The 11,945-nt window shown below is 68.0% G+C and carries 9 protein-coding genes; 4 read left to right on the top strand and 5 right to left on the bottom strand.

Annotated elements, in window-relative coordinates:
* Nucleotides 1–147 precede the first annotated feature (147 nt).
* From AC3G88_RS23605 to AC3G88_RS23595, 3 genes are read left to right on the top strand one after another with little or no spacing between them, the layout of a single operon-like run.
* Entirely contained in the window at nt 148–1,233 is a 1,086-nt protein-coding gene (locus AC3G88_RS23605; protein ID WP_487522993.1) for a polysaccharide biosynthesis/export family protein, read from the top strand.
* A 20-nt stretch (nt 1,234–1,253) separates the two neighbouring features.
* Nucleotides 1,254–1,715, top strand: coding sequence for a low molecular weight protein-tyrosine-phosphatase (locus AC3G88_RS23600; protein ID WP_153948729.1), 462 nt, complete (start codon nt 1,254–1,256; stop codon nt 1,713–1,715).
* On the top strand, nt 1,715–3,961 hold the full coding sequence (locus AC3G88_RS23595; protein WP_488774163.1) for a polysaccharide biosynthesis tyrosine autokinase: 2,247 nt from the start codon (nt 1,715–1,717) through the stop codon (nt 3,959–3,961). Before AC3G88_RS23600 ends, AC3G88_RS23595 begins: the two co-directional genes overlap by 1 nt.
* A gap of 167 nt (nt 3,962–4,128) precedes the next feature.
* Here AC3G88_RS23595 and AC3G88_RS23590 read toward each other — a convergent pair whose 3' ends face one another.
* Genes AC3G88_RS23590 through AC3G88_RS23575 form a run of 4 tightly spaced genes read right to left on the bottom strand, consistent with a single transcriptional unit; the run spans nt 4,129 to nt 8,806 of the window.
* Nucleotides 4,129–5,760, bottom strand: coding sequence for a hypothetical protein (locus AC3G88_RS23590; protein WP_488894057.1), 1,632 nt, complete (start codon nt 5,758–5,760; stop codon nt 4,129–4,131).
* 43 nt (nt 5,761–5,803) lie between these two features.
* Nucleotides 5,804–6,232 carry a hypothetical protein gene (locus tag AC3G88_RS23585; protein WP_488774142.1) on the bottom strand — a complete coding sequence of 143 codons (429 nt, stop codon included), beginning with the start codon at nt 6,230–6,232 and terminating at the stop codon, nt 5,804–5,806.
* Nucleotides 6,232–8,175, bottom strand: a complete 1,944-nt coding sequence (locus AC3G88_RS23580; protein ID WP_488774143.1) for a ricin-type beta-trefoil lectin domain protein — start codon at nt 8,173–8,175, stop codon at nt 6,232–6,234. Before AC3G88_RS23580 ends, AC3G88_RS23585 begins: the two co-directional genes overlap by 1 nt.
* A 49-nt stretch (nt 8,176–8,224) precedes the next feature.
* Complete coding sequence (locus AC3G88_RS23575; protein ID WP_488774144.1) at nt 8,225–8,806, bottom strand: SCO family protein; 582 nt, start codon at nt 8,804–8,806, stop codon at nt 8,225–8,227.
* A gap of 147 nt (nt 8,807–8,953) precedes the next feature.
* Between AC3G88_RS23575 and AC3G88_RS23570 the strand changes: the two genes are divergently transcribed.
* Nucleotides 8,954–9,973, top strand: coding sequence for a glycosyltransferase family 2 protein (locus tag AC3G88_RS23570; RefSeq protein ID WP_488774145.1), 1,020 nt, complete (start codon nt 8,954–8,956; stop codon nt 9,971–9,973).
* On the opposite strand, the gene AC3G88_RS23565 is transcribed toward AC3G88_RS23570, so the two are convergent.
* The gene (locus tag AC3G88_RS23565; RefSeq protein WP_488894056.1) at nt 9,946–11,895 is read right to left on the bottom strand and encodes a serine aminopeptidase domain-containing protein; all 1,950 of its coding nucleotides are present in this window, start codon (nt 11,893–11,895) and stop codon (nt 9,946–9,948) included. The genes AC3G88_RS23570 and AC3G88_RS23565 overlap by 28 nt on opposite strands.
* Between the last annotated feature and the right edge of the window lie 50 nt (nt 11,896–11,945).

Genomic DNA, 11,945 nt, shown 5'->3' with positions numbered 1-11,945 from the left:
GACTCCTACGATGCATTCAGTCGCGATGCACAGCGATGCGCGTCTCGTTTAATCGACTGGGGAGAGGATGCCGTGAAGACTAGCCATTACCACACAGTCAGCCGGTGCAACGCCAGATCGCCTCGATCACTGGCCGCCACGCTGGCCATGGTGTGTGCCGCATTGCTGCTGGGCGCCTGCGCGGCGTCCCCGGGTATGAAATTCAGCGCCAGTCCGGTCGGCGGCGTCAGCCCCGATTCGATGCCCGAGGTCACGCCGATCACACTGGAACTGGTCCGCGAGCAGCAGGCCCATGCCAAACCGGCCAATGCCGGCGTCGAGGAACTGTTCGGCACGCCGGCGCCATACCGCATCGGCGCCGGCGACATCATCTCGGTGGTGGTCTGGGACCACCCCGAACTGGTGTTCCCGACGCAGACGTACAGCATTGGGGCCGCGTTCGAGATTCCGACTTCGAGCGGTGGCTCGAACATGCCGGGCTACGTTGTCAGCCCCTCGGGCGATATCCAGTTTCCCTATGCCGGCGTCATGCATGTCGCCGGCAAGACCGCCAACGAAGTCCGCGACGAGATGGCCCGCATCCTGTCGCGCGTGGTGCGCGATCCCCAGATGACGGTGCGCGTGCTGGGCTTCCGCAGCCAGCGCGTGTACGTGGACGGCGAAGTCAAGACGCCTGGCATGCTTGCCATCGACGATGCGCCAATGACGCTCGTCGAAGCGCTGAACCGGGCGGGCGGGGTGCTGAACCTGACCGGCGACAACAGCCGCGTGCGGGTCACGCGCGGCGAACGCAGCTGGTACGTCAACATGCCGGCGCTGCTGGCCAGGGGCATCGATCCGTCGCGCATCATGCTGCGCTCCGGGGACATCGTGCGCGTGGAGCAGCGCGAGGACAGCAAGGTCTTCGTGACCGGCGAAGTGGTCAAGCCGTCGTCGCTGCTGATGCGCAACGGCCGCATGACGCTGAACGAAGCCCTCGGCGACTCTGGCGGCGTCAGCCCGCAGACGGCCAACGCCGAGCAGATCTTCGTCATCCGCAAGACCACCGATGGCAAGCCCAAGGTCTACCACCTCGACGGCACCTCGCCGGTGGCCCTGGCCATCGCGGAAAGCTTCGAGCTGGAGCCGAAGGACGTCGTCTACGTCGATGCGCGTGACCTCGTGCGCTGGGCCCGCGTGATGACGCTCCTGGTCCAGCCGGTTGTGGGCACGGCCAGCATCGCGCGGCCATGATCGTCATCAGCGGACGCGACATGGTCAGGTCGATCCTCGTGATCTGCATTGGCAACCGGTGCCGCAGCCCGATGGCGGCGGCACTGCTGAGCCGGGCGTTGCCCCACTGCAATGTGCTGTCGGCCGGCCTGGCCCCGCCCGTGGGTGCCACCGCGGACCCTCGCGCGGTGCGCCTGCTGGCCATCGAGGGCGACGACCTGAGCCAGCATCGCGCGCGCGCCGTGGACCAGTCGCTGGTCACCGACGCCGACCTGGTCCTTGTGATGGACGAGGAGCAGCGCGACGCGATCGAGACGCTGTACCCGCAGGCGCGCGGCAAGACGCATCGCCTCTGCGAACAGCAGAAGGCCGATGTGCCGGACCCTTTCGGCGGCTCGCAAAACATGTTTGTCATCGTACTTGGTTTGATCAAGAAGGGTGTTGAATCCTGGTCGGCACGAATCCATGCGGCAGAGCCGGCCCATCGCCACGGAGAGGCATGATGAGTATCGTACGGAATTTCCGGGACACGGCTCCTGATACATGGGAAGACAACGAGAAGCCCATGGACATGACGTCGTACGTCGACGTGCTGGTCCGCTACCGGTGGACATTCGTGACAGTCGCCGCGACCATCCTCTGTGCGGGGCTGCTGTATGCGTTCCTGGCGCGCCCCGTCTACCGCGCCGACATCGTGGTCCAGGTGGAGGACACCACCCCGGGCAACTCGGCCAGCAAGCTGGCCGCGAACATCTCGCCCGTGTTCGACGCCAAGCCGGCGGCCTCGGCCGAAATCGAACTGCTGCGCTCGCGCATGGTGGTCGGCAAGGCCGTGGACACGCTGCGGCTCGATGTCGAGGCGGTGCCCCGCTACCTGCCGCTGATCGGCGCCGCGATCGCCAGCTACAACCGGGAACTGTCCACCCCCGGCCTGTTCGGCTTTGGCGGCTACGCGTGGGGCAGCGAATCGATCGTGGTCGAGCGCCTGGACGTACCGCCCCAGATGGAAGACCGCCGCATGGTGGTCACGGCGCTGGGCGACGGCAAGTATCGGCTGGCGTTCGCCAGCAGCGACCAGACCGCCGAAGGCGAGGTCGGCCATCCGCTGACGGTGGCCACCGGCAGCGGCTCGGTGACGATCGACATCAGCCGCCTGGACGGCCGTGCCGGCGCGCAGTTCTACGTCCGTCGCGTGCCGCGCGGCATTGCCATCGCCAGCCTGCAGGACCAGCTCATGATCAGCGAGCGCGGCAAGCAGAGCGGCGTGATCGGCGTGGCGCTGGAAGGCACGTCGCCGGCGCGCACCGCGTCCACCCTGAACGAGATCGGCAACGAGTACGTGGAGCAGAACCTGCGCCGCAAGGCGGCCGAGGCCGAGAAGTCGGTCAACTTCCTGGAAAGCCAGCTCCCACAGCTCAAGCAGCAGATGGAAACGGCCGAATCGCGCTACAACGCGATGCGTAACCAGCGCGGCACCATCGACCTCAGCGAGGAATCGAAGCTGATCCTCTCGCAGTCGGTACAGATCCAGACCAAGCTGCAGGAGCTGCGCCAGAAGCGCCAGGAACTGATCGCGCGCTTCACGACCAATCACCCGACCATCGAGATCCTGGACAACCAGATCGCCGGTCTGACCGGGCAGCTGAACGGCGTCACCGGCAAGATCCAGAAGCTGCCGGACGTCGAGCAGAACGTTCTGCGGCTGATGCGGGACCTGAAAGTCAACACCGAGCTCTACCAGTCGCTGCTGAACGACGTGCAGCAGCTGCGGCTGGTCAAGGCCAGCAAGGTCGGAACGGCGCGCCTGATCGACGGCGCCGACGTCCCGCTCAAGCCCGTACGCCCGAACCGCATGCTGATCGGCGCGACGTCCGGTGTGCTGGCCATCGTGATCGCGCTGATCGTGGTGGCCATCCGGCGCGTGTTCGATGGCGGCGTGACCGATGCCGACGAGATCGAGTCGCAATGCGGCATGACGGTGTACGCGACCATCCCGATGAGCGCCCAGCAGGCCCGGCTGTCGCGCGTGAAGAGCGGCGGCGGCGATGTGCTGGCCATCGGCGAGCCCGACGATCCGGCCATCGAAAGCCTGCGTGGCTTCCGTACCGCGCTGCAGTTCGCGCTGCTCGGGGCCCAGCGCAACAACGTCGTGGTGTTCACCGGCCCGGCCCCGGAAGCCGGCAAGTCGTTCCTGAGCGCGAACTTCGCGGTGGTCGCGGCGGCAGCCGGTCGCAAGGTGGTCCTGGTGGATGGCGACCTTCGACGCGGCGCGTTGAACGAACGCTTCAACGTCACGCGCAAACCCGGACTGACCGAGGCGCTGACCAGCGCGCGCCTCGACGACGTGATCCAGCGCGACGTGGTGCCGGGACTGGATTTCATCGCCACGGGTGCCGAGCCGCCTCTCGCCGCCGACGTGCTGCAGAGCCCCGTGATGGATAGCCTGCTCGCGGAACTGCGGTCGCGGTACGACCTGGTGCTGATCGACACCCCGCCGGTGCTGGCCGCCGCCGACGCCGGCATCCTGGCGCCGCGAGCCGGTGCGGTGTTCCTGGTGGCACGCGCCGACAAGACCACCGCCGCCGAACTGACCGCCGCGCGCCGCGTGATCGAACAGGCCGGCGGCGAGGTCAAGGGGGTGCTGTTCAACGGCCTCGAGGTGGAAGGGCGCTGGTACCGTTCGCACTACCACTTCGGCAAGTACCGCTACCTGAACCGCTACGGCAGCGAACAGGCAAAACGGGCCTGATCCTGCAAATCACCGCCCCGCCTTGCAGGCCGCTTCTTCCGAAGCGGCCTTTTTCATTTGCCGCTGTGTGCGTGCTTTCAACGGGCGGCGGTGAAACGACAAGGCGCCCCCTGGGGCGCCCTGCGGTCATCTTCGGATGTGTTGGGGAACTTGCGGGCCCTTTAGGCCTAGCCGATGTACTCGATCAGGGCGACCGCCTCGGCATTGGCCGGCTGCTCGGTGCCGGCGCCGGGAACCAGGCTCAGCGTGCAGCGCTGGCGCGTACTGCAGCGAAACAGCACGCGTTCGTCGGCCTGCCGGGTGGCCTTCAGCAACGTGGTGGGAGACGACTCGCCCGTCACGATCGAATAGTTGCCGGCGCCGCCGGCCACATCGACGATGACCCGCGTGACGATCGCATTCAGCGGCAGGATCACTGTCGGCGCGCCATCGGCACGGGCCGGCAGCCGCCCGAAGGCGTTGCGCAGCGATACCACCTTGGTCCTGACCGTCGCCGATGCGGCCACGTTCCAGCCGATTTCGGCGTCGGCATAGACGCCGGCGGCGCTATTGCCCCGGCAGCCCTCTAGCGTCACGACGCGCCTTCGGCCGAGCTGGTTGCCCGACTCGGAAAACATCAATCCCTCGTCCGGATGCGCGAAATTCACGAAGTCGCAGTTGCGGTACACGGCGCGGCCCTGCGCGGTGGGACCCTGGCCCGAGACATACTGGTGCCGCCCCATGATCTGGCAGTTGTCGAACACCACCTGCGCGCCGGCCGTGTTGCCCGGCGAAAACACCGCCGACACCGTGCCCGCCGCAAACTGCTGGTAGCCCTGCGAGCCGAAGTCGCAGTCCTTGAAGCCGATATTGCCCTGCTCCCACTCGCAGAACATCACGCCGGCCTGGCGCGACTTCTGCTCCACGCGCAGGCCCTCCGCCTTGAACGAGCAGACGCCCATGGCGTGGTTGTTGCCGCGCAGGTTGAACAGGTGGGTCTGCACGGTCGGCTCGTAGCCGCTTACGTCGCAGTCGGTCAGCTTGATGCTGCCGCCGCGATGCATGTCTATCCACGCGCTGGAGCACCAGTACTTGCAGTGGTCGAACCAGTAGTTCAGGAACTGGTCGGACGTCCGTTTGTCGCCGACGTACAGGAAGGCCTTCCACTGCCCGGCCCAGGCGCAGCGCCAGAACTTCCACTCGCTGTTGCAGTTGTCGCCCGTCAGGTTGACGCCGTAGCGCCACTGGCCCGTGAACAGGCAGTCGTCGAACGCATAGTCCTGGGCGCCGCCGCTGCTGACGCTTTCGATCAGGTCGCAGTTGGGGGCATTGCCGTGGAACTGCAGGTTGCGCAGGCGCACCACCAGCGCGGCATCCTGGTTGCGGAACAGCGCACCGTCGCCGCGTGGTTCGTAGATGATGACGACGGTGCCGGAAGGGCCGTCCCCTTCGATCATCAGGCCCTGCGCCCTGCCCTGCAGCAGCGCGCTGTCGAACAACGCGCCGGGTCTGGTCAGCCGGTAGGTGCCTGGCGGCACGATGATGCGCCTGCCGCCGATCTGGTTCGAGTTCTCGCCGAACTGTGCCTTGCGCACCTGGCGCGCCATGGTGCGCACCGCGCTGGCGAATGCCGCGTCGGACGGTGTCCTGCCGGTGGGGTCGCATCCGTCGAAGTCGGCAATGGAGACGGCTCGCTCGCGCGACGCCGGCAGCGCTGCTTCGCCGGCCTCGCGCCCGGCGGCCCCGGCGGCCGCGGAGGCGACGCTCGCCCCGGTCAGTACGCCCAGCCGGGCCAGGAAACTGCGTCGAAGATTGGGCATGGAAAGCCTCCGTTGGCAGTGTTGGCCCGGCGCGTGCCTGGCGCTACTGCGTCAGCAGGAATGACCAGATTGCCGTGCACTCTGGTTCGGATAACGGGTACTGGGGCATCGCCTTGGACAGCATCACGCCGGTGTTGTCGACGCCCTCGCTCACGACGCGGCAGAAGCTGTCGCGGTCATACGCCGATGGCGGCCCGCCGCGTCTGGGTGCCAGCGTGAGCAACGAATCGGCGGTCAGGCGCGGACCGAAGGGCTCGGCGCCCCTGGCCGCGGCGTGGCAGTTGGCACAGCGCGCCGCCGAGGCGGGCAGCGCGCGCTCTTCCCAGCGCAGGCGTGCCGGCGTGCCGGTGGGCATCTGCCCATAGTAGAGCGACCGCCCGAGATCGACGAAGTTGGGCGTGGCGCCCTGCGCCAGCCCGGACAGGGGGCTGCCGACGGCCAGGACGGCCGCCAGCAGCATGGCCGGGCGCATCAGCGCACCCGGATGGTGGCCGCAACGCTGGGCACGCCGGCCGCGTTCATCGCGAACAGCATGTAGTACCCCGGCACGGCCACGCCCGGATCGGCGGGGATCTGCAGCTTGTACTCGCCCGACGTGCCCACGGTGAACGTCAGCGGCACGCGGCGCTGTTCGTTGTTGACCGAGTGGGTCACCGACGACATGCGGACCATCGCGAACGACTTCATGCTGGCCGTGGCATTGACCGTGATCGTCGTCCCCAGGTAAGCCTCGGTGGGCGCCGACGTGATCGACGGGCGCGTGGCCGAAGTGCCGTCCGCATTGAGCAGGTAAGGCGGCGTCAGGATCTCGACGTTGGCGTGGTTGGTCGTGCACGCACCGCACAGCCCGCCACCGCCGCTGAGCACCCGGCCGTCGGGCAGCAGCAACGCCACGCTGTGATACGTGCGCGGCGTCTGCATGGCAGCCAGGCGCGAGAACTTCTCGGTGGCAGGGTCCCAGAGCTCCGCCACCATGACAGCGCCATCGTCGCTGAACGTCACCGGCCACGCCTGGCCGCCGACCACCACGACCTGGCCATTGGGCAGCACCACGCTGTTGTGGAAGGCGCGGGCGTACGACATCGACGCCACCTTGCGTACCGTGGGCGTGGCGGGGCGGATGTCAATGACGTGGGCGTTTGAGGTGGCGGCCGCGTTCTCGTAGTCGGGCGCACCGCCCACCGTCAGGATGCGGCCAATGTCGTACATCACGGCATTGCCGTTCATCGCGTCGCCATCGGCCGCGCGCGTGCCGACCGGGGTCACCGAACCGTCGCCGGTCGTGTCCACCCAGTTCATCTGCTTGCTGGGGCCGGCGTGGAAAACGCGTCCATTGGCGGCGGCGAACAGCCAGGCATGGTTGTCCGATCGATAAAGGCCGGCCGAGTCGCCGGTCAGGAAGTAGTCGTCCCAGACGGCACTGTTGAGCCGCCAGCCCGTATTGGCGTGCCAGGTTTCGCCGTCCTTGTCGCCGATGTCGCCGCTCCACGAGCCGCCGACCGTGAACACGCCACCGTCGGGCAGCGTCACCGCGCCCTGGTAGCCGCGCCCCTTGACCATCTCCGCCGCGACCGTCCAGGCGTTGGTCGAGGGATTGTAGATACTGGTCTTGGTGCTGCTGCTGCCGCCATTGACGAGGATGCGGCCGTCCGGCAGGTTGGCCGTGCCCGGACAGAACATGTCGTGGCCCGTATTGGTGACCAGCTTCTCGGTCGATGCGCCCGTCGTCGGGTTGAACAGCGCCGTATAGGTCCGGCCGTTGTCGCCGCCGAAGTTGTTGCGCTCATACGCGGACCACACCAGCACGCGTCCATCGGGCAGGTTCGCCGCGGCCACCGGGATCACGGTCAGCGCCTTGGGTGCGGCCCATTTCGACGGCAGTACCGTGGTTTGCGCCACGGTGATGTTCCAGGTCTGTGCCGCGCTGCCGTTACAGGTCTTCTGCACGACGGCCTCGCCTTCGACCGCAGACGCCGGCACCAGGCACAGCCCGCTGTGCGCCGCGATGATGGCGTAGCCGCCATTCTGCGCGCGCAGGGTGAAACGCTGGTTCGTTGCACCGGTGCATTGCCACTGCAGCGCAGGGGCACCCACGTCGGTGCTGGCGTACTGGATGTCCAGGCACTTGCCGCTGTGCTGGGGCGACATCTGGTACTGGCTGCCGAACAGCGTCAGCCCCCACAGCTGGTTCAGATCTCCGTGGCAGGTCCAGATGATTGCCGGCGCATCGTTGTCCACCACGGCGCCGCTGATATCCATGCAGAAGTTCGTACCGCTGAGCTTGATGGTGGTGGTGGTCTGCGCCTGGGCGGGCGTGGGTGCGGCCCACAGCCAGAGTGCCAGCAGGCACAGGCCCACACACCTCGACAGACGCACCAGCGCACGCGCCGGGTGCGATCCCGGGATGAGTTTCATGATGGACTCCCTTGAAGATGTTCTCTTTATTCGATCGGACGCCTCCGCGTCACGCCCTGGCGAGGAAAGCCATGATCGCGACCACATCCTCGGGCTGTGGCAGCGCCTGACTGCGCCAGCACATCTGTGCCGACGCATTGAAGAAGTAAACCTGGGTAGCATGCTTGTCGAGGTTCTCCGACGGCGGCCGGCCGGCCAGCCTGGAGCGCAGCGCCATGACATCGCCGGAAGGGATCACGCCTTGCCATGCGCGGCCGGCGCCCATCTTCTTCAGCCATGCCTGCATGGCTTGCGGCGAATCGCCCAATGGGTCGATGCTCAGCGACAGCAACTGCATCGGATAGCGGCCTGTCTTGCCGGCCAGCCCACCCTGCACGGCGCCGAACATGGCGCCTTGCAGCGGACAAACGGAGCTGCACCCCGTGAACATGGTCTGGAGCGCGGTGACCTTTCCCTGCATCAGCGCATCGAGCCGCCTGCGCTGCCCCGCCGCATCGACGACCCAGGCATTGGGCGCGGGCACGAGCGGTTCCACCGCTCCGGCGCTGACATGCGCCATGGCACCCCGCGACGCAGTCGCCACCACACTGGCGGATAAGGCGCGCATCCACGCGCGGCGAGTCCAGCTCATCAGTACGCTCCCTCCCAGGCATCCCGTCGATCGATGACCCTGACAAGCTCACGTATGCCAGACCATCCATGACATCTTGCGATCACACGACGGCGCCCTCCGTACGGCAACGCACGAAGCCCCAGGGCGGAAACGGCCAGCATCGGCATGAACGTCTGCGTTGGAAAACACACCGAACGCGCACCGCTGACGTTCCTATACTCGAGCCAGCAGAACCGGGCGCAGCACAACAAGAAAAGGGAGGGCCGCGTGATACCAGAACATCTTCAGGGTGCGCCGAAGGCGTGCCGCGTCGCAGTCATCATTGCCACCAAGGGACGCCCCAAGGCTGTCTCGCGCGTGCTGCGCCTGCTGGAGCAGCAGACCTTGCAGCCGTCGATCGTCGTGGTGTCGGCCAATACCCGGCTGGACGTCGAGGACGTCGAGGACTTCGCGACGCAGCACCTGCCCGTCGAGTATGTGTTCGGCCCGGCCGGCCTGCCCGCGCAGCGCAACCGCGGTCTGGATCGGGTGATGGGCCAAGCCGATATCGTGGTGTTCTTCGACGACGATTTCGTGCCCGCGCCAGGCTGGCTCGCGCGATGCGTCGAAGCGTTCGCCGCGCGCCCGCGTGTCGTCGGCATGACGGGCGGCGTGGTGGCGGACGGCGTGCGGGGCGATGCCATCGACTGGGACGAAGCCGGCGAACTGCTGGCGGACGACGCCGCGCGCACGCAGCCCGGGGGCCTGGTGCCGGTCCAGAAGCTGTATGGCTGCAACATGGCTTATCGCGTCAGCGCCATCGGCGACCTGCGCTTCGACGAGCGGCTGGTGCTGTACGGCTGGCTCGAGGACATGGACTTCTCGCGCGCGATGAACGGCAAGGGCCAGCTGCTGCACGTGCTGGCGGCACGCGGCGTGCATCTGGGCCTGCGCTCCGGCGGCCGCACATCGGGCCGGCGCTTCGGCTTCTCGCAGATCGTCAACGCCTGGTACCTGTACGGCAAAGGTGCGCTGTCAGCGCGCGAGGTCTGGGAAAACACCGCCAAGGCCCTGCTGGCCAATGGCGCCAGGTCCCTGTTCCCCGAGCCGCACATCGACCGGCGCGGACGCCTCGCAGGCAACCTGCTAGGCGTGCGCGAACTGCTGCTGGGACGCTGTCAGCCCGAACGCGGCGGCGAGCTCTGAGCGAACGGCTCGGCGCCGCCCTCGGCACCGCGGGCGCCCTTCCTCCCGGACGGCTTCGGCGATTTCGTTTCGGACTTCGTCGCGGCCATTCCATGCTGGGACTTGCGGGCAGGTTCCGGCTGCCGGCGCGGCGCCGGCGGCGCCACCGGCTTGAACGAAGCCAATGCCTGCGGCATGGTGCGCAGATGCGCCAGCAGCTGGGCGGCGAACGCTTCGCGGCTTTCGGTAAGGAACAGCGAGTGGTCGAGTAGCGGCATCGTCTGCAGGCGCACATGCCGCAGGCCGTCGATGGCCTCGAAGCGCCGGCCCAGCCCAAGATGCGCCTCGTGCAGGCCCACGTCGCTGGCCCCATAGAGGAACAGCGTGTGCACGCCGCGCCGTTCCAGCGCCGTCACGGCGGCGCTGGCGAAGTCCTGCGTGGTCTGGCCGGCCTGGCCCTGCGCGCCCGGCGTTGCCGTCGGAACATCGTGCTCGCGCAGGCGTACGACAATCCTGCGCGACATCGCCGCCAGCAGCCGCTTGAGGCCGAGCTCTCCACGAAACAGCCTGCGCCAGTTTTCCCACCGGCAGGCCGCGGCCAGATACACGCGGCCCGGCCGCAGACGATCCGACGCGATGGCCTGGTCGGCGGCATCCCAGCGGAATTTCACCAGGTTGACGAGCATGAGCCCGTTGACGCCCCGGTTATCCAGCGCGGCGTGAAGGCTCAGGAACGCGCCCGAGCAGATGCCGGCAAGCACGATGCAGCGGAAGCCGCGCGCCCGCAGCCAGCCCACCGCAGCCCCGAGATCGCGCCGGGGCGCGGTGCCATAGATGGTGTTGAGGTCCATCTGCCGCGCGGCGTGGGGGCTGTCGCCGATCGATGACACATCGAGGCGCAAGGCGGCAATGCCCTGCCGCGCGAGCTGCCGCGACACCGTGACGAACAGCCGGCCATCGCCGACATGGTGATTGCCGCCCGTATTGGGAAAGATCACCGCCGTGGCCGGCCGCGCCGGCGTGGCATCGCGCAGCGGCGGCATGCAGAGCACGCCGAACAGCCGCGCGTGGTCGATCCACACCGGCGACTCGACGACGTCCGCGGCGGCCAGCGCATCGTCGGGCGCGCCGGCCGAGCCGGGCGCAAACGCCGCCGCCCGGCCGGGCGGTGTGACCTGCATGCGTGACGTGATCCAGCCGATGACGCGCTCCCAGGCGCGCACGGGCACATCGGCAAACTCCGCCGAGCGCATGACGTCGGGATACTCGCCAAACCCTTCCAGCGCGACGTCCGCGCCGGCCTGGGCAAGTCCGCCCGCCAGCGCCGCAACCGGCGACGACGGATCGGGCCAGGCGTCGAGCAGCAGTACGCGCGGCAGGGGCAGGCTGGCATCGAGCCGGATCGACTGGATGCCAGCGACCGCGGCAGGAGACAGGCGGAAGCTCAGCACATCCTGCACGCCGGCGGGCGCCGGCGGGACATCGAGTTCGGGGATGGCGCTATGGCGCCAGGCGGCGTGCAGCGCGCGCAGTTCCCGCAGGTACAGGCGGCCATCGATGACCGGCGCCAGCATGACCACGCCGGCCAGTTGCGGCACCCGTGCGGCCGCCAGTGCCGCCAGCGAGGCGCCGAGCCGCAGGCCGCACAGCACGACCTGGCTGACCTTGGCCATGCGGCGCAGCGCAGCGCAGGCCGCCACGATGTCGTCGATGGCCGATGCCACCGGATCGTTTCCATCGTGAAGGTCGTCGGCGTCGCCAGTGCCCCGGTAGTCGAACCGCAGTACGGGGAGCCCCGCCTGCGCCATGTCGTCCGACAGATGCCGCCATGCCCGATGCGACCACATCATCTCGTGGCCCTGGGGAGCACACATCACCACGCCGACATTGCCCTGCGAGCCGTGCAGCCAACCTGCACAGCCTCCAAACATGACCCATTTCATCCACGCGTCTCCTGATAACGCCGACCGGGCAGCCGATGCCGGCACCCGCA

The sequence above is a fragment of the Cupriavidus sp. 86D6 genome, assembly GCF_057815095.1.
This window is presented reverse-complemented; position numbering and strand designations above follow the sequence as displayed.